Raw genomic sequence first — 21,952 nt, 5'->3', positions numbered from 1 at the left:
TTGAAAACCTTGCAGGAGCTCGAATGTTTTTTTAAAATTTTAGAATCTAGGCTAATAACTACAATACTAAAGGGACTTTTCTAAATTCATCTTCTTCATTGCTTTCAATTCCTAAAGCTTTGTAGATGTATTGAAAAGTCGATAATAATTCTGGTTTACCATCAACAAGTGCCACATCGTGTTCGAAATGCGCGCTGGCTTTTCCGTCGGCAGTTGTAATTGTCCAGCCATCTTTATGTTGTTTGATGTTTCTTGTTCCAAGGTTAATCATTGGCTCGATTGCGACAACCATTCCTTCCACAAAAAGTTTTCCGCGGCCGCGTTTTCCATAGTTTGGCATTTCCGGTTCTTCGTGCATTTTCTGTCCAACACCATGCCCAACCAATTCACGAACTACTCCGTAACCGTGGGCTTCAGTATATTTTTGAATCGCATTTCCAACATCTTCAACGCGGTTTCCAGCCTTAAATTCTCTAATTCCAACATAAAGAGATTCTTTCGTTACCTGCAAAAGTTTTTTAACTTCAGGTGCTACTTCTCCAATTTCGAAACTATAAGCGTGATCTCCGTGGTAACCGTTTTTAAAAGCACCACAATCTACAGATATCACATCACCACTTTGTAAAGGTGTATTATTTGGGATTCCATGAACGACTTGGGAATTTGGACTCATGCAAAGTGAATTCGGGAAACCATACAATCCTAAAAAGCTAGGAACGGCACCGTGGTCACGAATGAATTCTTCGGCTAATTTATCTAGATATAATGTAGTAACTCCTTCTTTAATTTCAGAAGCAATCATTCCTAATGTTTTCGATACGATCAAAGCACTTTCGCGCATTAATTCGATTTCCTCTCTGGTTTTTTGGATAATCATATTTTTCAGATTTTCAGTTGGCAAAAGTACAATTTTTATCTCATTTTTTTATGTAAATTTTTTCGCTTAGACTCGAACGAAATGACAGACGAAGCAATTCTCGAATCTATACAAATTGAAATTGGAGAAATTCAATTTTACCAATTTCAATTTTAGAGACTAAAAAAGAAAATTCGTTAATTCGTGGCTAATAACACAAAAGTTTCTCAGAAAAAAGCCATAAATTAGTAGTAAAAAGATTTGTAATCATGAAAACTACTCTAGATCACGATATAACCAAAGTAAAAGCGCTCAGAAAAATGAAGCGAAATGCTTTGGCTCTTTTGGGTATTGCAGTGCTTCTGTTTATAATTGCCATTTATTTTAAAATTCCAATGTTACAGGCTTTTAGCGAAGCTGCAATGGTAGGAGGTATTGCCGACTGGTTTGCAGTTGTGGCGTTATTTCGTCATCCTATGGGAATTCCGATTTGGCATACGGCAATTATTCCGACCAAGAAAAATGAAATTGGAGAAAATCTTGGAAATTTTGTTTCAGAAGAATTTCTGAATCGCGAAAAAATGGAGATTAAACTCGAAGAATTCAACTTTGCCGTTAAAGCTTCTGATTGGCTTTCGCAGGAAGAAAATGCAAATAAAATTGCCAATGTGGTAGCGGTAAATTTAATTCCAGGGATTTTAAAAACCATAAAAGACGAAGAAGTACGAAGGTTTATTCAGGTTCAGTTTAAAGAAAAATTAGAAGGAATCAATTTTGGGAATTGGGTGGCACTTGCATTAGAACCTTTGCAAAAAGGAAATGTAAAGGACGAGTTATTGACGAATCTTTTGCAAGTAATGAGTGCCGAATTGACAAATAACAAAGATCTAATCCGAAAAAAAGTAAAAGCGTCAACTCCGTTTTTGAGTTTTGGTTTGGCTGACAAAAGCATTTCAGAAGGGATTTTTAATGGTCTTCAGGATTTTTTAGAAGAAGCCAAAAATCCTCAAAGTGCTGTGAGAATTAAAATTGACGAGTACGTTTATAATTTTCTTGATAAAGTGAAGAACTCAGAAGAAATGAGATTGAAAATCAATGAAATAATTTTGGGTTTTGTTGGAAAAAAAGAAGTTCAGGATTATATCAACGGAATTTGGGATGAGATAAAACTTTCGATAACCAATGATTTAAATAAAGGTGATGATTCTTCTATTAAGAATAGTATTTCTGGGCTAATTCAGACTTTTGGAAATGGGATTAAAGAAGATCAAATTATGATTGACAAGATCAATAATTTTATTAAAAATGATTTGTTGTCGGTTCTTTTGAATAATAAAAAGGTAATCGGCGATTTGATTTCCTCAACTGTAAAAAGCTGGGACGGAAAAGAAGTTTCAGAAAAATTGGAACTTGAAATAGGAAAAGATCTTCAATACATTCGCATCAACGGGACTTTAGTAGGAGGTTGTATTGGACTTGTAATTTATGGTGTTGAACAGTTGTATCATTTTATATTTTGATTGCAAAAAAAATAAAAGCACAAGTGTCAGGCTGAGCGAAGTCGAAGCCTTCTTTGTTCCATAATGCTTCGACTTCGCTCAGGCTGACATCATTGTAAAAATAAAAACCATATAAATGAACTTATATCACTTATATGGTTTTAAATATTTATTGGGTAATTTTCTATAACAATGAATGACAAGTCATTGCATTTGGCTGCTGTACTCCCATTAATTCTAAGATAGTAGGAGCAACATCACCTAATACACCATCTTGGATGCTTTTTAATTGTTTGTCAACTAAAATAATCGGCACCGGATTAGTAGTGTGTGCCGTATTTGGACTTCCGTCAGGATTAATCATGGTTTCGCAGTTACCGTGGTCAGCAATTACGATTGTTGTATAATCGTTTGCAAGAGCTGCATCGATAACTTGTTTTGCGCAGGCATCAACAGCTTCACAAGCTCTAATTGCAGCACTCATGATTCCGGTATGACCTACCATGTCGCCATTTGCAAAGTTTAAACATACGAAATCAACTTCGCCTTTGTTTAATTCAGGAACAAGGGCATCTGCTAATTCGTAAGCGCTCATTTCTGGCTGTAAATCGTAAGTAGCTACTTTTGGAGAGTTTCTTAAGATTCTTGATTCGCCTTCAAAAGGAGTTTCTCTTCCACCTGAGAAGAAGAAAGTTACGTGAGGATATTTTTCTGTTTCAGCAATACGGATTTGTTTTTTACCTGCTTTTTCTAAAACCTCACCAAGAGTTTCTGTAATATTATCTTTGTTGTAAACTACTTTTACATTTTGGTATGTTTCGTCGTAGTTGGTAAGCGTTACATAATACAAGTTTAATTTGTGCATGTTTTGCTCGTGGAAATCATGCTGAGAAAGTGCTTCTGTAAGTTCGCGTCCTCTATCTGTTCTAAAGTTAAAGAAGATCACAACGTCGCCTTCAATAATCGTAGCAAGTGGTTTTTCGTTTTCATCAACTATAACAACCGGTTCGATAAATTCGTCAGTTACGTCTTTTTCATAGCTTGCTAAAACACTAGAAACGGCATTTTTAGAAGGAGTTCCAACTCCGTTTACTAATAAATCATAAGCTAATTTTACACGTTCCCATCTTTTATCACGGTCCATTGCATAGTAACGGCCCACGATTGAAGCGATTTTTACAGGAGTATCTTTAATATAATCTTCTAAATCGTGAATGTATTTGGCACCCGATTTTGGGTCAACATCACGCCCGTCTGTAAAAGCGTGAACATACACTTGATCTAAACCGTATTCTTGAGATGCATCGATTAAACCACGTAAATGAGAAGTATGAGAGTGAACACCTCCGTCAGAAACTAATCCTAAAAAGTGTACTTTTTTATTGTTTTCTTTCGCATAGGTAAAAGCATCAACTAATACTTGTTCTTTCGCTAGAGTTTTGTGGGCTACTGCTAAATTAATTTTTGCTAAATCCTGATATACAATTCTTCCGGCACCAAGGTTCATGTGTCCAACCTCGCTGTTTCCCATTTGTCCTTCTGGTAAACCAACGTTTAAACCGTCAGTACGAAGTTGTGCATTTGGGTAGTTTTTGTAAAGACTATTTATAAATGGAACATTTGCATTGTCTATTGCAGATACTTTAGGGTCAGGAGATTTTCCCCAACCATCTAAAATCATAAGGATAACTTTTTTGTTCATTTCTTTTTTGTTTTCTACAAAGATAAGTCATTTCTAAAGTTTAGAAGAAAGCAATGTTTACATTTATATTTAATAAAATGAAGTCTGAGAAAAAATATTAATTTAATTATAGAAGTCTTTATTTTTTAAAATTAATTCACGCTAAGCTCTCTTTCTAATCTTATTTTTGACAGCGTTGTAGTCTATAAAGTATTTTACACTCACAGAAAAGATATGTTTTAATGCATCGTTTGTGAGCAGATTTGTAACATTTCGCTTGAAATCTTTGTCAATAACACGTTCGAAATTAGAAGCATTGTTTCTGTATAATGCCGAAAGCTGGCTTCCAGGTGCAAACCACCACGAATATGATAAATCGGCGTTCCAAGAATAGAAGCTTGAATTTTTATTTTCAGTATATTGAGGATAAGGATCTAAACGTCCATCAGAATCCAGCTGAAGAATATTTTTATTTTCGGCAGAAGACCAATATTGTCGAACCGCTAAATTAAATGTCATGGCTCTGTTTATGGCGTATTTTCCGCTAAGTGTATTGGCATATGTTATCACATCTCTGTTGGCAAAAACAATGATTTCAGGAGTTGCTTCGTTATCATCGTCGTCATAGCTGTCGATATAACCTTTGTTATTGTTTTTCTTTAAAAGACTAAAAGTATAAGTGAGTAAAAGTTTGTCATTGAATCGATATCTTGGCCCAATATCGACTCCAAATGCAGCTCTTCCAGGCTCATCTGCAATAGAAAGAGTAGGATTTAAATCCAATGCAAATTTGTGATTGTAATTGGTAGATATACTTCCCCATAAATTTATTTTTTTAGGAGTAATAATATATCGGCCATCAGCTCTGGGTTCATAATAATCATACATTTCAACGGGGAAAATAGTTACTCCCATTCCGTAATAATTGTTTTTTACCGTAGAAAGATTCACATTGGCATCAATATTAAATTCTTGAACTTTTCCAGAATCTTTATTGAATTCCGAATACATATTATAATTAAGCCTAAAGCTATTGAAAAGTTTTGTTGGATTTAAGATTCTGTAATTGGCATTTCCATAAAAGCTGTAATAGTTGGTGTAGAAATTAATTCCCAAATCATTTGGATTAAAATCTTTGGTAACAAAATCAGAGCCAACGCTGTAACGGTATTTTCCGCTGGTTTCTGCAAAATTAATAGTACTAAACAAACCTCTTTTGTCTTCGCTGGCATTAATGGTGCTGTATTTTACATTCCCAGATAAATTGTAGGTATTGGCTTTTGTGTTTAAATCCCAAACTAATCCTGTTACATTGGCATCTCTAAAATGACCGTTTCTGATTACGTTAGTATTGATGAAAGTTACCGAAGAATTTTTTCTAAAACGCTGGTCAAGTACAACAACATTATAATTAGTAAGCGGTTCTACTATGGTCCGTCTGGTTTCTCCTGTTATAGTATCTTTTATGGTGGCAAAAGTTTTTTCGGTTACGGCATTTAAAATTCCAACTCCCAAACCATTTTTAGTTCTCCCGGAAAGTTTTAGAGCATTAATAAGATTTACGTTTTGTACCGTTTCTGCTATTTCTTCATTATCATTTAATTCTGGTTCAACAGAAGGTTTTCCGCCAATTCTTCTGGAATAGAACATATTTCCTTTGTTGAATAAATCTGTTCCTTCGGTAAAGAAAGCTCTGTTTTCATTAAACTGCTGTTCAAACGGACCTAAATTCAAAATCTGATCATCGTATTTCGTTTGACCAAAATCAGGAATTAAAATGGCATCTACAGTAAAAGCATCGTTGATTCCGTACTTAATATCCATACCGCCTTTTATGGTTCCATAAGTTTTCTGACCTTCTCCAGCGTTTAAATAATATGAAGCATAAGGCATAAAAAACAATCGGGTAGGAGGTTTGATGTTTTCAATTCCAGATAATATTCCAGCCTGCTGTGTAAACGTTCCCACTTTTCTGTCGACAAAATTCCAAGTGTATTTATAACGTGTTCTTTTGATTTCTCTAAAGAAATTAATTCCCCAAGTTTGTTTATTTTCTGCAGAAAAACGAAGCGCCGAGTATGGAATCTTAATTTCGACAATCCACCCGCTCTCGGTCAATGATGCTTTGCTTATCCAAACGGCATCCCAAGAATAATCTTCTCCATTTGCATCAGTCATAATACAATCGCCCTGAACGTCTGCTGCCGAAACATAGAACATGAAATCCTGTTGTCCATCATTGAAACCATTTATAAAAACGCCAAAAAGATCTGCGGTTCCAAAATTATCACGCTGTGAGATTTCTTTTAAAATCTTTGAAGGTTCGTCATCATACATTTTGGCACCTATATATATAGCGTCATTGTCATATAAAATTTTGACTTCTGTTTTTTTACCATCTGGAGCGGGTTTTCCATTATCAGGTTCTAAAGTGATAAAATCTGAAGCTATAGGAGCACTTTCCCAAGCAGTTTCATTTAGTTTTCCGTCGATAATGATATTTTGCGAAACAAGCTGTGCTTGTAACACTTTTTTCTGGCCATAACACCAGATATTGAGTAAAAGAAAACTGTAAAAAACTAGTTTTTTCATTGGATTTTTAATACAAAATGATTGCAAATGTAGTCTTAATATAAGGATAATAGACATAAAATTCTTCTACTTGTTACACTTTAAGTTTCAAATTTCCCATTTTGTTTTACTTTTTTTAAGAAAAAAGACTAAATCGTTATGATTTTTAGCGTGAGATAAAATCTTACATAAATAACAGAATTATGTTAATAATGTTAAATTTTCAACAAAAAATGCCTGATTTTCAGGCTTGTATTTTGCAAGGGTCGAAATTTTTATACTTTTGCCTTACCCAAATTTATTATTAACCTAAAGAAATTCAATGATTTACAAAATTTATCCTTTATTGGTGTTTTTATTATTGTCTTTTGGTAAAGATTCAAAAAACACAACCGACTTAAAAGTATCAGCAGCAAAATCTATTGCAAAGGTTGAAACAAACCTAAGTGTTGAGGCAAAAATTGAAACCGCTTATAATACATTGCATTCTAGCAGCAATTATAAGCTTCCTGAACTTAAAACTTTTTCAGAAGCCTTAAAAGGGTTTTACCTTTTGAAAGAAAGAGGAATTATTCAAAAAAACATCCTTACTCTAATTGACTTTAGTCTTTCATCAAACACAAAACGTCTTTGGGTGATTGATATGACTACTAACACTATTTTGTTTAATTCGTTAGTGGCGCATGGAAGAAACAGCGGAGAGGAATTCGCAGCTGCTTTTTCTAATATCAATTCATCTTTCAAAAGTAGTTTAGGTTTTTATGCCACTGGTGAAATCTATCAAGGAAAACACGGAGCTTCTTTACGCCTAGATGGTTTAGAAAGAGGAGTTAATGATAACGCCCGCGGAAGAGGAGTGGTTATGCATGGAGCAGATTATGTTTCAGAATCTTTTATAAGAGATCACAAAAGATTAGGCAGAAGCCAAGGTTGTCCTGCAGTTCCTGTAGAATTAACAGATGAAATAATTCAAGTAATAAAAGATAAATCGTGTTTGTATATCTATCATCCGTCAAGAAGTTTCACGATGGAGCAAAAATTAATGTCTTAATTTACTATACAAATCCGAATCTAAATTATAAATATCAGCTCTGAAAATGAGCTGATTTTTTTTGCACCATGCTGTCCAATACCATTGATACAAAGCATATTTTTTGTTGATTTTAAAACTCATCGTCTTTTTGGAAGCAATGATCGTGTCGATTCTGTCTTTTGAAAATCGTACAGAATCATTTAATATGTGTTTGGCCAGTTCTAAAGGGTTTTCTACTCGAACGCATCCAGAACTTAAAGAACGATTGCTTCTAACGAAATAATTTCGGTGATTTGTGTCATGCAGGTATACACTGTGATGGTTTGGAAATAAAATTTTCATTAATCCCAAAGAATTGTTGTAACCTGGACTTTGTATGTAACGGTAATTTCCTGGCTTGTTTTCGTTCCATGCCTGCGGATCTACTACATTGCCTGAGGTATCATAAATTGTAATATTCTTTTTAGCCAGATAATTTCGGTTTCGTTTCATGGCTGGAACTACATCTTCTTTTAAAATAGTAGGCGGAACTGTCCAAGTTGGATTAAATACTACTGTTTTTAGAATAGAAGTAATAACAGGAGTTCTTCTTTTGCTAGTTCCCACCACTACATTTCTAACCAGAGTCGTATCTTGATTTTCCACTACATTTAAGCTGTAATCAGGAATATTGATAATAAAATAATTTTCGGCCAATTCATTTGGGTACCATCTCCATCTTTCTAAGTTGGCAATAATCTGCTGTTTTCTTCTTTCTTTAGAATAATTTAAAGCGCTGATTGTTCCCGGACCAATTACACCATCATCGGCTAAACCATGTCGCGCCTGAAATTTTTTAACTGATTCAAAAGTTTTTGCGTCATATATATTGGTAAGACTGTCTTTTCCTGACATATCTTTCCAGAATAAAAGCTTTTGTTTGATTGCTATAAGCGCCGAATTGGTGTCTTTTACCGTAATTTTTTTTAAACTTTCAATAGTTTTGATGTCTTCGTCTGGAAACGAATTGATGATTTCCAATGATTTTATCAATTCCTTATAGGTTAATGATTTCGGCTGTATATTATCTACAATGCTATCTAGCTTATTTTTATTGAAAGCTTTAATTAAGACATTGTTTACGTCAAAAGTTTTTTCGTCAAGATCCCAATCGCTGTATAAGGTTTTAGGATTTAATTTTCCTTTGTATAAATGATTTAAGAATTTTTCAAAATTATAAGTAAGCAGAATGTCATAAGTGGCCAGATTTGCATCGTTTAAACTGCTTATTCTGCTTTCGAATTTTAATAACTGAGAAGCTTTATAGTCCTCAGGTTCAAGACCTAATTTGTCTGCGTTTTTTAGTTGAGACAAAACATAGTTACGCTTTTCGAGATTTCCCCAAACGGTTTTATTATCAGATGAAGCATAGAATTGTTTTAATGTTTCGCTTTTAAAAGTACTTAAAATTGCAGTGTCAATTTCTACTTTTCTTTCATCAGTAAGTATGATTTCTGGGGCTTTTCCAATGGCAGCAGGGATTTTTTTAGGTTCCTCTTTTTTACAGCCAATTAAACTGCATACCAATAAAAAAAAGTAAAGTTTCTTCATTCTATAATTTTTTATACATTAAATAATGTTCCCCAACATCTTTGATATCAAAAGGTTCTCCTAGAATTTGGTAATCCATTTTTTTGTAAAATCCAACTGCTGCTGTTCTGGCATTAAACCAAATAAGGTCAGTAAAGTGCTCTTTGCAATAATTTTCACAATGCCTTACTAATGCTTCGCCGTATCCTTTTTTCTGATTATTCTCTAAAATAGCCATACCGCGAATCTGAGCTTGATTTTTCTCGGCAAATATAGCGTTCGTTTGTTTGAATAACGAAATAATTCCTGTTAAATTTTTGTCAACGTACAATCCAAAATGGTGTGTAGAGTCCAAATCATCACCTTCAAAGAGGCAAGATTCGATAGTTTTTCCTTTTCTAAGAACAGGATGACGGACAATATGAGTTTCTTTTGAAGGTATTTCTTTGATAATAGTCATGATTTTTGAAAAATAATTGCTTTTATAACTTTTTAATTTTAAATAGGTTATAAAATAATGTTGTTTTTAATTCATTTTTTTTGCCCAAAAGCTTGTTTTGAACTTAACTTTCTTTTTATATTTGCACCAGCAATGCGAAAGTAGCTCAGTTGGTAGAGCTCCAGCCTTCCAAGCTGGTTGTCGCGAGTTCGAGCCTCGTCTTTCGCTCTAAAAAACCGGAACTTTAAAGTGTTTCGGTTTTTTTATCAAACTTAAATATTTTTTTATTTTTGTTTTTAGATTAAAAAAAAATATTTATATTTGCACCCTGTTAATGCGAAAGTAGCTCAGTTGGTAGAGCTCCAGCCTTCCAAGCTGGTTGTCGCGAGTTCGAGCCTCGTCTTTCGCTCTTCAAAAGCCTCAAACATTGTTTGAGGCTTTTTTGTGTTTATTGTTTTTTTAATCATATAAGTAATGTAAGGAAGTTTTTAGCTAAACTTGGTTTGAAATGAACTTATATTACTTATATGGTGATAAAAATTACTTTAGATTGCTCAGGTCGCTCTCACTTTCTAATTCAACCGGCGTTTCGTTTTGTTTGAACAAACGAGCTTTCAGGTTTCCTTTCAAGGTAATTTTTTCGCCCTTTACCTCAAGCCAGCTTCCTTCTCTTAAGCCTAAAACCGGAATCGAATTAAAAGCATGAAATTCTTTGATTCTAGTTTCGCGTGTTTCGCCCATGTGCTGAGAATTAGTGTCAGGATCTAAATAATGCGGATTTAAATTAAATGAAATTAATCCTAAAGTCTGGAAACTAGGCGGGTAGATAATAGGCATGTCGTTGGTGGTCTGCATAGATAAACCGCAGATGTTGCTTCCCGCGCTGGTTCCTAAATACGGAGTTCCGCTTTTTACTTTTTCGGCAAGTGCCTGCATAATTTTATGCTTGTATAATTGCGTTACAAGCAAAAAAGTGTTTCCTCCTCCAGTAAAAAAGCCTTCTGCATTTTGTATCGCTTCTTCGGGATTTTCGAATTCGTGAAGGCCGCGAAGATTAATATTGATAGAGGCAAAAGCTTCTGCTGCTTTTTTAGTGTATTCATCATGTGAAATCCCGCCTGGACGTGCATAAGGAATAAATATAACGTTTTTGCAGTTTTTAAAATGTGTTTCAAGTACAGGTAGTAAATACTCTAAATAGTTGCCGCCATGCAGTGTAGATGTGCTGGCGATGATAATGCTTTTCATAATTTTTTAACTCATATTCTGTGGGTTAAAGGTATGAAAAAACTCTCTTTTGAAATCTCTTAGCCAGAGTTTAATTAACATATTTTTACCAACTCCTTAATATTAAATTTGGAACACATTAGGATATTTTTACTTTTTCAATAATTTTCTAATTTTTTCATTTTGACAAAGAATATAGTATTTTTTTTGGTGGCTGTTATCAGTCAGAATTCCTGGTCGCAAAATCAAGAACGTTCTGTTATCAATGGGAAAATAAAAGCAAATACTAATGATCTCGAAGGGGTTTATGTGGTAAATGCCCAAACGGAAGTTATGGTTACTACAGATGCTGCCGGAGCTTTTTCTATTCAGGCAAAACCAAATGATACACTGGTTTTTTCTTCGATCCAGTTTAAAGAAAGCCGAATTGTATTGACATCTGAAAATTTTACCGATTTGAATTTCACGGTACGCTTAAATCTTGTAATGCATCAGTTGCAGGAAGTAGTGGTGAGAAGGTATGATAATATAAATGCAGTTTCATTAGGAATAGTTCCTGCGGGACAAAAAACATATACCGAGGCTGAAAGAAAATTGCACACCGCAACGGCATTAAATGCAGAAGCAAATGCAAACGGAATGGTAGGTGGTTCTATTTCTGCAGATCCGCTTTTTAACTTTTTTTCTGGTCGTACAGCTATGTTGAAAAAAGAAGTAGAAGTAGAGAAAAAAGAGTTTTTTATGAAGCTGTTGGAAAAAATGTTTAGCTGGGAACATTTTGTTGAGCGGTTAAAAATTCCTGAGGAATATGTAAAAGGCTTTGAATATTATGCAGTCGAAAATGATAAATTTACCACGATTTTAAATTCTAAAAATAAAACTTCAACCGAATTTTTGCTGGGAGAACTGGCTGTAAAATACAAAGAAATAATAGCAAGTGAGGCAAAATAATACGCTCTATATAATCTTATTCCTGTTTTTTGTTCAAATTTTTTTTGGGCAGAATGCTGTTTCCAAGCAGATAACTGGGCAGATTTATGAAAAATCTACTTCTGTCGACGGAGTAAATATTATTAATAATACAACACAAGTTTCTACGATTTCTGATTCTGAAGGTAAATTTACTATAGCTGCAAATGAAGGAGATGTCCTGGTATTTTCTGCAGTAAATCTAGAGCCTCTTAAACGCAGAATTTCTGTTGAAGATCTTAATACAACAGTTTTAGTAATAAAAATGACAGCCAAAGAAATTGAATTAAAAGAAGTGGTTGTAAATGATAATATGGGAATTACAGCCGAAAACTTAGGAATAGTGCCTCGCGGACAAAAAACGTATACGCCTGCAGAACGAAAAGTTTATGCCGCTACTTCTACATCGGTAGATAAGGTTTTAAATGCTATTTCCGGCAGAACATCAATGTTGAAAAAAGAAATAAATGTAGAGAAAAAAGAGATGTTGTTTAAGAAACTTGAATATCTCTTTGATGAGAATTATTATACCGAAAGATTGAAAATTCCTGCAGATGATATCAAAGGATTTCAGTTATATTGTGTGGATGATGCCGAATTTGCCGTATCTTTGAATACAAAGAACAAAACAATGAGTATGTTTTTGATCACAGATTTAGCCAGAAAATATCTAATTATTCTCGAAAATGAAAAATAAACTAGGAGTATTCATTGTTTGCCTGTTTTGTCAAATAATGTTCGGACAAAATGAATTAAGAAAGCCTCTGCACGGTCAGGTTACTAATCAATCACTTGCGATAGAAAGTGGTTATGTAATGAATATAAATGCCAAATCAAGAACTTTTATTGGTCCCGGCGGACTGTTTGATATATTGGCTAAGCCAAAAGACACATTGTTGTTTACGGGTTTAGCGTTTCAATCAAAAAAGATTGTTTTAACAGAGAAGGACTGTTCTCAGATTTTGTTCTCAGTTACTTTGGATTTGGTTAGCAATGAGCTGAAAGAGGTTTTGGTTAAAAAAGACCTGAAAGTAAAATCGCTTGATAAAAATACACAGAAATATGTAGACATGCAGTTTGAAGATGATAAGCAGTCTACAGCTAAAAATACAGTAATGTATTCTGATCAAACCATTAAATATGGAACTGATTTCGTGCGACTGTTTAAAGATTTGAAAAAGCTGCTTTCTAAAAATGATAATGTCAAGGAAGAAGTGATTACAGATATGGCTTTTGTAGAATATTCAAAAGCAAATTTCAAAACTGATTTTTATACCAAAACTCTTGGTTTGAAAGAAGATGAAATTGATTTGTTTTTAATGTACTGTTCAAATGATCCAGAATCTAAAAGACACGTAAATCCTGATCAGAAGTTTGAATTGATTGATTTCTTAATCAACAAAAACAAAGAATTTAAATTAGTGAATGCCCAGCAGTAATGAAAAAAATATTGATTTATCCTTTCATAGGGATAGTGTTTTTGTCACTTTCAGCTTTCGCATTTCATAAGTTTTATGTTGCAGTTTTTCAGGTTGAATATGCGGCCGAAAAAAAGATGGTTCAAATAACCTCCCGTATTTTTATCGATGATTTGAATAACGGACTGGAAAAAAAGTATCATAAAAAAACTTTTGTAGGTACAGAAAGAGAAACTGCGGCCGATGCTGATTTGCTGAAAAAATACCTTTCAGAAAATTTTTCTATAAAAATAAACGGTCAGGCAAAACCAATTACATTTCTTTCTAAAGAAGTAGAAGGTGATGTGCTGATCTGTTATTCTCGAATTAAGGATATTGATAAATTCAAAAACATTGAAATCTCAAATTCGATACTTTTGGACTGGAATAATGATCAGCAAAATATTACACATATTTCAGCATTCGGTACCAAAAAGACGGTTCTCTTTACGGAATCTTCAAGGAAAGAATTGTTAAAGTATTAATTAATAAGTCAAATTAATATTTTAATTGTTATTTTCACACCCGACTAAAATTACCATTTATATTTTATGAAAAAACTTTCATTATTATTACTTTTTCCTGCAATACTAGTTGCTCAGGAAAAAACTACTGCACCAAGACAGCAGGGCAAATACGATACAAACAAATTCAGCCAGATGTATGATTTGCTGGCAACTCCAAACATGTTTCGTACTGCTTCTGGAGCACCAGGACCAGCATATTATCAACAACAAGCAGATTATAAAATTGATGTTGAATTAGATGATAAAAATTCAAAATTAAGTGGTTCTGAAACGATTACGTATTCTAATAATTCACCAGATAGTTTAGAGTATTTATGGGTTCAATTAGATCAGAATCAAGCGCGAGCAAATGGACAGACTTCTCTCGCTGAAGGAGAAAAAATAAGCCAAGTACTGCCTCTTGAAGGGTTTTCTACTAAATACTTAAAAAAAGATTTAGAAAGAGGATTTAATATTGAGCAGGTTAAAGATGCTAAAGGAAATCCATTATCGTATACCATCAACGAAACGATGATGCGTATTAATCTTGCTTCACCTTTAAAACCAGGAGAAAAGATTTCATTTTCTATCAAATGGTGGTACAACATCAATAATTACAGAAAAGAAGGCGGACGTTCAGGTTATGAATTGTTCGAAAAAGACGGTAATAAATTATATGTAATTGCCCAGTTTTATCCAAGAATGGCAGTTTATAACGATGTTGAAGGATGGCAGAATATGCAATTCTGGGGAAGCGGTGAGTTTGCACTTCCTTTTGGAAACTTCGATGTAAATATTACAGTTCCTGCAGATCACGTTATTGATGCTACGGGAGAATTAACGAATAGAAGCGAAGTGTTTACAGCAGAACAGGTAAAACGCTACGAACAAGCTCAGAAATCATTTGACAAACCCGTTGTGATTGTAACACAAGCTGAAGCTGAAGCTGCTGAAAAAGGTTTTTCTGAAAAGAAAAAAACATGGAAGTTTAGTGCTAAAAATGTTCGTGATTTCGGAATTGCTTCTTCAAGAAAATTCATTTACGATGCAATGGCTGTGAAAATTGGAAACAGAACTGTTATGGCAGAATCTGTATATCCAAAAGAAGCAAATCCGCTTTGGGGAGAAACCTCTACTATGGTTGTAGCTCATACTTTAAAAAGTTATTCGGCACATACTTTTGATTATCCTTATCCAAAAGCCGTTTCTGTTTCTGCTGAAGATCAGGGAATGGAATATCCAATGATTTGCTGGAATTATGGTCGTCCAGATGAAAACGGTGTAACTAGCAAAGAAGTTAAAAACGGAATGATTGGAGTAATTATTCACGAAGTTGGACATACTTTCTTCCCAATGATTGTAAACTCTGATGAGCGTCAGTGGACTTGGATGGATGAAGGTTTGAATTCATTTTTAGAATATCTTGCTGAACAGGAATTGGATCCAACTTTTCCATCAAGACGCGGACCAGCGAAGAATATTGTTCCTTACATGAGTGGTGATCAAAAATTCTTAGAGCCAATTATGTCCAACTCTGAAACCATTCACCAATTTGGTAATAATGCTTACGGAAAACCAGCTACAGGACTTAATATTTTAAGAGAAGTAGTAATGGGAAGAGAATTATTTGATTATGCATTTAGAACGTATGCAAACAGATGGAAATTCAAACACCCAACGCCTGAGGATTTCTTCAGAACTATGGAAGATGCTTCTGCAGTTGATTTAGATTGGTTTTTTAGAGGTTGGTTTTATTCAACAGATTTCGTAGATATTGGAATTAAAGATGTAAAACAATATTATGTTTCTGAATCTCCTACAGCAGATATTAAAGATGTTAAAGTGAGAAAAGGAAGATTCGGTTTTGAAAAAGGACCTTTTGTTTACTTGGTTTCTGGGGATAATCCAGAAGTAAATGCTTCTAAGAAAAAAGCATTAAAAGTTGAAGACATTAAGCCGTTGGCTGATTATGTAGACCAGACTTTTACAGCTGAAGAAAAAGCAAGTATAAAATCGCCTAAATATTTCTACGAAGTTGAATTTGACAAACCAGGCGGAATGATTATGCCGATTTTAGTTGAAATCACGTATGAAGATGGTACAAAAGATAATTACCAATATCCAGCACAAATTTGGAGAAAAGGAAACGAATCTGCTAAGAAAGTATACGCTACTACAAAAGCTATAAAAAGTATTCAGATTGATCCAAAATTGATGACAGCTGATATTGATGTAACGAATAATTCATGGCCAAAAGTTGAACAAAAATCAAAATTTGACTAGGAACAAACTAAAAGACTCTGAAAAGAGTCTTTTTTTTTAAGGAAATTTTAAAACTGTAAGCATCAAAATTTAATATCTTTGTGACCACACAAAAATAAAAGATATGTTCGGTATAGGAGGAGGAGAATTAGTTTTCATACTATTTATAGTGCTTATGCTTTTTGGTTCTGATAAAGTGCCGGAGATTGCACGTACAATGGGTAAAGCTATGGCTCAGTTAAAAAATGCGACTAACGATATTAAAAGCGAAATTCAAAAAGGAGCTGAGGCTAATGGTCTTGATACAAAATCTTTGAACAGCTTAACGGGCAATATTAACGCCGAAATCGAAAGTGCAAAATCAAACTTATTGGGTGACACTAATAATTTGCTGGGCAATACTGCAACTGAAATTGATAAAGTAAAAGAAGATATCGATTCTCTTACAGGACCTATAAAACGCCAGAGATAATATGCTTGAAAAAATACAAGAATTAGATGCTAGTTTACTGGTATATCTAAATAGTCTGGGTTCTGAAACATATGATAAAGTATGGCTGATTATTACTAATCAGTTGTATTGGACTCCGTTTTTCTTATTACTGTTTTATCTTATCTATAAAAAAATAGGAGGAAAGCAGACCTTGTATTTATTGCTTTTTATAGCTGTTTTGATCGCATTTACAGATCAGACTTGTAATTTATTCAAACACACTTTTCAGCGATTACGACCATGTAATGATCCAAATTTGAATTCTATTATCCGAGTGGTTCAGGTTCGAAAATCGTTTAGCTTTTTCTCTGGACACGCTGCTAATACTATGGCAGTTGCGACATTTTTATTCTTGGTTTTAAAACGTCATTTCAAATATTTAGGATTCTTATTTTTGTGGCCTTTAATCTTCGCTTACAGCCGAATTTATTTAGGGTTGCATTTTCCTGGAGATATTCTTGCCGGATATTTCTTCGGAGCTCTTTTTGGTTTCCTTATTTATTTAGTGTATCGAAAGTTGAAACCACTTTATTTCCCGGGATAAGTTCTTTTTTTAAGGTGCTAAGGAGCTTAGGTTCTGAGGTTCTAAGTTTTTAAATAATAAAAGGCTTTAGCCAAAATACAGATAAGTATTTGGTTAAAGCCTTTTTACTTAAATTTAGTTAGAATTTATAATATTCTAGAAACAGTTAATCCATCACGAATAGGCAATAAGACCGTTTCTACTCTTGGATCTTCTTTTAAAAGTTTATTGTATTCCAGAAGCACTTGCGTGCTTACGTCATTTGGATGAACTGGTTCCAGAATTTTACCACTCCATAACACATTATCTGATAAAATAATTCCGCCTTTATTCATTTTCGGAACAATCATTTCCCAGTAATTGAGATAGTTTTCTTTATCAGCATCAATAAAAACCAGATCAAATTTTAAATCTAAATCTGGAATGATGTTTACAGCTTCTCCGAGATGCTGAAAAATTTGATTTCCCCAAGGAGAAGCATCAAAATATTTTCTCTGAAAATCTACTAATTCTTCTTTTATGTCAATGGTGTGTAATTGTCCATTTTCCTGCATTCCTTCACATAAACATAAAGCGGCATAACCAGTATAAGTCCCGATTTCAAGAATATTTACCGGTCGAATAAGTTTAGATAACATGCTTAATACACGCCCTTGAAAATGTCCGCTGAGCATTCGCGGAAGCAAAATCTTTTGATAGGTTTCTTTATTAAGTTTTGCGAGTAATTCTGGTTCGTTTTCGGAATGCTGTTCGATGTAATCTTCTAGTTCTTGTGATATAAAATGCATGGTGTAGTATCTTGTAATTATGAAGGCAAAAATACAAAAATATAAACTCGTTTTTAGGCATAAAAAAACCATTCGTTTTGCGAATGGTTCCTGCTTTTTAATTAAAATGAAAATTATTTTTTCAATGCTTCATTAACTTCTTTTGCTGTTTTTACAGTTCCGTCTTTAGCGGCTTTAGCAGCATTTTCTACTTTTTCTGCTCCTTTTTTAGTAGCATCTTTTACATCAGCAGCTGCTTTTTTAGTAGCGTCTTTTACATCTTGAACTGCTCCTTCTGATGCAGCTTTTGCTTTTGCGGCCGCGCCTTCAGCTTTACTAACAGCACTGTCTTTTGCTTCTTGAATATCTGTAGTCAACGAGTCAACTTTGTTTCCAAGAGTTAATTCTTCATCAGCTGGTTTTGTTTCTTTCTTGTCGCAAGATTGTACCCCAAATGCTAATAAAGCAACCACAGCTAAGCTTAAAATTTGTTTTTTCATAATGAATTGTCTTTTTAGGTTATCAAAAATTTAAAAGGTTATAAAGTGGAATAATAAAAATACAAATTTTTAAAATTACGCGCGATCTGTAAGATTATTTTTCTTCTGACAGTAAGACAATTCTCATGCCAAAAAAATCAATTTTGAAATATGAAATGAAATATTTTTTAGAAAAGACTTTTAATTTTTATATAAACTAAAATTAATAACAATGTCGTCTTTAACTTTAATAAGGCCAGCCATTTTTACTGGTGGTTCCAGGTCTATATCAGAGAATTTAAGATTAAGTGTTCCCTGAATTTTATCATCTGAATTGTATAAAATGAAATCTTTGTATTTGAGTGTTTTGTCTGTGATGCAAAAGTTGAGTCTGCATTTGTAATTTTTACCGCTTGGTTTTACATCAGAAATACAAACTGTGCTGTTGGGGAATTTTTTTACCTTGACAGTACCTTGTAAATCTTTGGTCATAATTTTATTACCGCAATCAAAGTTAGACATTTTAATTTCGGTATTAAAAGCATTCTTTTTAGTTGAATTTATGTATAGCGTATCTGTTGTAAAAAAGGTATTTGAGCAATTGTATTTGCCAACAGTAGATGCTCCCGTAATTTCTATTTTTATTTTATTTATTACTAGGGCAGTATCTTCTGCTAAAAAAGTGGGTTTAGCACTTCCTAGTAAAAAGAACATTGCTAAACCCATCATTATTATTTGAAATCTTTTAAACATTTTATTAGAATGAAATTACTGCTTCAAACATCAGTCCTTTAAAACTGCCGCCAAAAAGGTCGTTTGGAGTGGTTCCATTAAATTGACCGAAGTTTTTATAATTTTGATCTACATATTCAAGTTTTGCTAAAACGTTTCGGGTCATGAACCATCCGGCTGCAGCTTCAAATCTGTTGATCTGAATATTTTGAGCGTTAGCATTTGCTAATTTTCCATCCACTAAATTGTATTTTCCGCCTACATAAAATCTTTCATTTTCTCCAAAACGATATATAAGATCACCCACATATTGGTTTACTTTACGAGTATCATCTGTTCCTTTATAATCACCGCCAGAAGTAAATTCTAATGTTCCAAAGAATTCTAAACCTCTATATTTGATAAAAGGGTTTACCATGTATGATGTGGCCCAGTTTCCATAGTTAGGATTAAATCTTCCTGTATCTTTGTTTGCAGTTGGGTCAAAGTTATTGGCAACGCTGCTTAAAGTTGCCCCAGTTGCTGGATCGATAATGTTATAGTCTGAGTGGCTCATTACTCCGTAAAAACGGCTTCCTGCTCTATCAGAAGCGTATAAATTACCGCTTGAGTTGGCTGTATGATAATAAGAACCTGTTACTCTAATTCTCAAATCGTCGTTGATTTGTTTGTCCCAACCTAATTTTGCAAGTATAGAAGGGCTGATTGTTGTGTTATTGTCTGGTTTTGTTGGTGTAGCCGCTGATGGTACAACTTCTTGAACATTTTGGTTTAATTTAGAGTTAGTAACTCCAATCATACTTACAAAACCTGATCTGTTATAGTAAATTTCAGCACCCATTTCCGTAATAAAAGCATCCATGATATTGTTTCCCACAAACGGATTCATAAACGCATTACCGTTATCAGATCTTCTAAAGTGAGCATCACCATAGTTGTTTTCCATCTGACCAATTTTAATGGTTGTGTATTTCATGAAATCAGCAAGGAAATCTTTTTTGATGAAGTCTAACTTGTCGATTTGTAAATAACCACCTTTTACCCATGTTTCGTTGTGGTGTCTAGATGCTAAGTACACATCTAAGTTCACACGTACACCATCGTATAACTGAGCGCCAATTGTAAAGTTGGCATTTGGAAGGTTAAAATTATTTGTTAGATTATTTAATCTGTAATTAGGAGCAGTAGCTAAGTTTTTTTGATCGTTAAACGAATTTACTGCCTGAAATTGAAGTGCAAATGCAGCACCCATGTCGACACTTAGTCCTTTAAAAGCAACAGTATCTTTTTTTACATCAAACTGATTGATACCTTTCTGGCTTCTTGGAATTTGATTTTGAATATGCCCAAAGCTAACTTGTGCATTGACAGCAAACGTACTAATTAAGGTTACGAATAGAATATAAATTTTCTTCATGGCTGTTATAGATTAAAGTTTAAATTAAATTTGATAGTTAGGTCTTGACCTGTTTTGATGGTTCCAAGCATTGCTGTTGGAGATTTCATTCCAAATTCTGTAAAAGTGATTTTGTTAGAACCTTGAAGGTTTAAGCCATCTTTAGTAACTGTTGTTTTTACCGTTGTTTTGTACACTTTGCTTACGCCGGCAATCGTGTAAGTTCCGGTAAGTTCCCAAGTGCTTTCGTTTACTTTTTCAGCAGATTTTAGAACATACTTAATCGTTTTGTTTTTGTCTGTTTTTAGAGCTTCGTAAGCCACTTTATCCATGCTTTTTTTCTCGCTTTTTATGCTTTCGGCTAAAAGTGTTACTGATAATGATTCGATGTCAATCAGCTTAGAATTAGTGATGGTTAAGCTTGCTGTTCCAGTTCCTGAAGTTGATTTCATTTCCCAGTCATGTAATGTGGATGTGCCTGCAACCGTAAAATTAGATTTGTTGTCTAAAGTGTATGATTTTTGTGCTGTGGCGAATGAAGTCATTCCTAAGAAGGTAATTACAAACGCGAAGAATTTTACATTAGTTTTCATTTTTGTCATGTTTTTAGTATAAAAAATAAGTTAATAAGTAGGTCAAGTTTTTATTACTACTAAGAGTATTATTTTAACTTGAGTCAAAGGTCAGCCTATTAATCAGGATAATACATGATAAAAGTCATTGTTAAAATTTTATTAAATAGTTATTTAATAACTACAACGTTTTCATTTTTGCCAGAATTAACCTATTTGATAAAAAGGAATATGTTTTTTTGTCAAAATTGATGTATTACTGTTTTCTTGAATAAAAAAAAGAGGGACTAAAAGTCCCTCCGAGAAATGGTTTTATGTTAGAATTTAGCTCAGGATAATATTAAAGATAACGGTTAAATCTTTTCCTGCTTTTACAACTCCAAGAGCAGCTTTTGGAGGTGTCATTTCAAAATCACCAAAAGTAATCTGATTAGAACCCTGTAAAATAAAAGTTCCTTTGTTTGCCGTTACTTTTACCTGAGTTTTGTATTCTTTACTTACGCCAGCAATAGTATAAACTCCTGTAAGCGTCCAAGTGTTGTCGTCTATTTTCTCTGCAGATTTTAAAACGTATTCGATATTTTTATGAGTTTCGGTGTCTAAAGCTTCGTAGGCTACTTGATCCATGCTTGATTTGTAACTTTTTAAACTTTCTGCTAATAATGTAATGGATAAACTGTTTATCCCAGCCAGTTTAGAATCTTTAACGATTAGTACAGCAGTCCCGTTTCCTTCAGTTGATTTCATTACCCAGTCGTGTACGGTAGAAGTTCCGGCTACTTCAAAAGTAGAGTTGGTATTTACGGTATACATTTGTTGTGCGTTTGTGTGTAATGATATTGTTGTAAAAATAACAGCCATTACAATAAATTTAATTGTTTTCATCTTAGGAATGTTTTTGGTTAATCTTAAATAAGGAAA

Annotated in this window: 21 protein-coding genes and 2 tRNA genes; 11 read left to right on the top strand and 12 right to left on the bottom strand. The window is 33.6% G+C overall.

The window, feature by feature from the left end:
- Nucleotides 1-58 precede the first annotated feature (58 nt).
- A complete protein-coding gene (gene map, locus P2W75_RS01140) occupies nt 59-877 on the bottom strand; it encodes a type I methionyl aminopeptidase (protein ID WP_207297664.1) in 819 nt (272 codons plus the stop codon).
- A 248-nt stretch (nt 878-1,125) separates the two neighbouring features.
- On the opposite strand from map, the gene P2W75_RS01135 reads away from it, so the two are divergent.
- A complete protein-coding gene (locus P2W75_RS01135) occupies nt 1,126-2,376 on the top strand; it encodes a DUF445 domain-containing protein (RefSeq protein ID WP_276378595.1) in 1,251 nt (416 codons plus the stop codon).
- Nucleotides 2,377-2,539: 163 nt separating this feature from the next.
- Here the strand turns inward: P2W75_RS01135 and gpmI are convergent, their stop codons facing one another.
- Both gpmI and P2W75_RS01125 read right to left on the bottom strand, forming a co-directional pair.
- Nucleotides 2,540-4,057, bottom strand: a complete 1,518-nt coding sequence (gene gpmI, locus P2W75_RS01130; protein WP_207297662.1) for a 2,3-bisphosphoglycerate-independent phosphoglycerate mutase — start codon at nt 4,055-4,057, stop codon at nt 2,540-2,542.
- Between the two features lie 141 nt (nt 4,058-4,198).
- Nucleotides 4,199-6,628, bottom strand: a complete 2,430-nt coding sequence (locus P2W75_RS01125) for a DUF5916 domain-containing protein (RefSeq protein WP_276378594.1) — start codon at nt 6,626-6,628, stop codon at nt 4,199-4,201.
- A gap of 301 nt (nt 6,629-6,929) precedes the next feature.
- On the opposite strand from P2W75_RS01125, the gene P2W75_RS01120 reads away from it, so the two are divergent.
- Complete coding sequence (locus P2W75_RS01120) at nt 6,930-7,658, top strand: murein L,D-transpeptidase catalytic domain family protein (RefSeq protein WP_207297660.1); 729 nt, start codon at nt 6,930-6,932, stop codon at nt 7,656-7,658.
- On the opposite strand, the gene P2W75_RS01115 is transcribed toward P2W75_RS01120, so the two are convergent.
- Nucleotides 7,647-9,230 carry a murein L,D-transpeptidase gene (locus P2W75_RS01115; RefSeq protein ID WP_276378593.1) on the bottom strand — a complete coding sequence of 528 codons (1,584 nt, stop codon included), beginning with the start codon at nt 9,228-9,230 and terminating at the stop codon, nt 7,647-7,649. The two genes, P2W75_RS01120 and P2W75_RS01115, sit on opposite strands and share 12 nt — an antisense overlap.
- Nucleotide 9,231: 1 nt before the next feature.
- Nucleotides 9,232-9,669 carry a GNAT family N-acetyltransferase gene (locus P2W75_RS01110; protein WP_276378592.1) on the bottom strand — a complete coding sequence of 146 codons (438 nt, stop codon included), beginning with the start codon at nt 9,667-9,669 and terminating at the stop codon, nt 9,232-9,234.
- Between the two features lie 134 nt (nt 9,670-9,803).
- On the opposite strand from P2W75_RS01110, the gene P2W75_RS01105 reads away from it, so the two are divergent.
- Nucleotides 9,804-9,876: transfer RNA gene (locus tag P2W75_RS01105), tRNA-Gly, on the top strand.
- A 108-nt stretch (nt 9,877-9,984) separates the two neighbouring features.
- Nucleotides 9,985-10,057: transfer RNA gene (locus P2W75_RS01100), tRNA-Gly, on the top strand.
- Nucleotides 10,058-10,188: 131 nt separating this feature from the next.
- On the opposite strand, the gene pepE is transcribed toward P2W75_RS01100, so the two are convergent.
- Nucleotides 10,189-10,896, bottom strand: a complete 708-nt coding sequence (gene pepE / locus P2W75_RS01095) for a dipeptidase PepE (RefSeq protein ID WP_276378590.1) — start codon at nt 10,894-10,896, stop codon at nt 10,189-10,191.
- Between the two features lie 162 nt (nt 10,897-11,058).
- On the opposite strand from pepE, the gene P2W75_RS01090 reads away from it, so the two are divergent.
- From P2W75_RS01090 to P2W75_RS01060, 7 genes are all read left to right on the top strand, one after another.
- Nucleotides 11,059-11,826 carry a carboxypeptidase-like regulatory domain-containing protein gene (locus P2W75_RS01090; protein ID WP_207297656.1) on the top strand — a complete coding sequence of 256 codons (768 nt, stop codon included), beginning with the start codon at nt 11,059-11,061 and terminating at the stop codon, nt 11,824-11,826.
- Complete coding sequence (locus P2W75_RS01085) at nt 11,813-12,541, top strand: carboxypeptidase-like regulatory domain-containing protein (protein ID WP_276378589.1); 729 nt, start codon at nt 11,813-11,815, stop codon at nt 12,539-12,541. Before P2W75_RS01090 ends, P2W75_RS01085 begins: the two co-directional genes overlap by 14 nt.
- Nucleotides 12,531-13,283, top strand: coding sequence for a hypothetical protein (locus tag P2W75_RS01080; protein ID WP_207297654.1), 753 nt, complete (start codon nt 12,531-12,533; stop codon nt 13,281-13,283). The genes P2W75_RS01085 and P2W75_RS01080 overlap by 11 nt, the downstream gene beginning before the upstream one ends.
- Nucleotides 13,283-13,786 (top strand): DUF6702 family protein, encoded by a 504-nt coding sequence (locus P2W75_RS01075; protein ID WP_276378588.1) that lies wholly within the window; start codon nt 13,283-13,285, stop codon nt 13,784-13,786. Before P2W75_RS01080 ends, P2W75_RS01075 begins: the two co-directional genes overlap by 1 nt.
- Nucleotides 13,787-13,852: 66 nt before the next feature.
- Nucleotides 13,853-16,090 (top strand): M1 family metallopeptidase, encoded by a 2,238-nt coding sequence (locus tag P2W75_RS01070; protein ID WP_276378587.1) that lies wholly within the window; start codon nt 13,853-13,855, stop codon nt 16,088-16,090.
- A gap of 103 nt (nt 16,091-16,193) precedes the next feature.
- Nucleotides 16,194-16,541: a twin-arginine translocase TatA/TatE family subunit gene (locus P2W75_RS01065; RefSeq protein WP_276378586.1), complete on the top strand. Its 348-nt coding sequence runs from the start codon at nt 16,194-16,196 to the stop codon at nt 16,539-16,541.
- 1 nt (nt 16,542) lies between these two features.
- Nucleotides 16,543-17,106, top strand: coding sequence for a phosphatase PAP2 family protein (locus tag P2W75_RS01060; RefSeq protein WP_276378585.1), 564 nt, complete (start codon nt 16,543-16,545; stop codon nt 17,104-17,106).
- 125 nt (nt 17,107-17,231) lie between these two features.
- Here the strand turns inward: P2W75_RS01060 and P2W75_RS01055 are convergent, their stop codons facing one another.
- The 6 genes from P2W75_RS01055 to P2W75_RS01030 form a co-directional block, all read right to left on the bottom strand.
- A complete protein-coding gene (locus P2W75_RS01055; RefSeq protein WP_276378584.1) occupies nt 17,232-17,873 on the bottom strand; it encodes an O-methyltransferase in 642 nt (213 codons plus the stop codon).
- A gap of 113 nt (nt 17,874-17,986) precedes the next feature.
- Nucleotides 17,987-18,352 (bottom strand): hypothetical protein, encoded by a 366-nt coding sequence (locus P2W75_RS01050; protein ID WP_207297647.1) that lies wholly within the window; start codon nt 18,350-18,352, stop codon nt 17,987-17,989.
- A gap of 180 nt (nt 18,353-18,532) precedes the next feature.
- The gene (locus tag P2W75_RS01045; RefSeq protein ID WP_276378582.1) at nt 18,533-19,084 is read right to left on the bottom strand and encodes a hypothetical protein; all 552 of its coding nucleotides are present in this window, start codon (nt 19,082-19,084) and stop codon (nt 18,533-18,535) included.
- A gap of 4 nt (nt 19,085-19,088) precedes the next feature.
- The gene (locus tag P2W75_RS01040; protein ID WP_207297645.1) at nt 19,089-20,480 is read right to left on the bottom strand and encodes a hypothetical protein; all 1,392 of its coding nucleotides are present in this window, start codon (nt 20,478-20,480) and stop codon (nt 19,089-19,091) included.
- A gap of 5 nt (nt 20,481-20,485) precedes the next feature.
- Nucleotides 20,486-21,052 carry a YceI family protein gene (locus P2W75_RS01035; RefSeq protein ID WP_239023267.1) on the bottom strand — a complete coding sequence of 189 codons (567 nt, stop codon included), beginning with the start codon at nt 21,050-21,052 and terminating at the stop codon, nt 20,486-20,488.
- Between the two features lie 303 nt (nt 21,053-21,355).
- A complete protein-coding gene (locus P2W75_RS01030; protein ID WP_276378580.1) occupies nt 21,356-21,916 on the bottom strand; it encodes a YceI family protein in 561 nt (186 codons plus the stop codon).
- Nucleotides 21,917-21,952: the final 36 nt, after the last annotated feature.

The sequence above is a fragment of the Flavobacterium sp. H4147 genome, from assembly GCF_029360735.1.
GTDB classification, from domain to species: Bacteria; Bacteroidota; Bacteroidia; order Flavobacteriales; family Flavobacteriaceae; genus Flavobacterium; species Flavobacterium endoglycinae.
The sequence above is the reverse complement of the archived record's forward strand: the minus strand, read 5'-3'. Positions and strand labels throughout refer to the sequence as shown.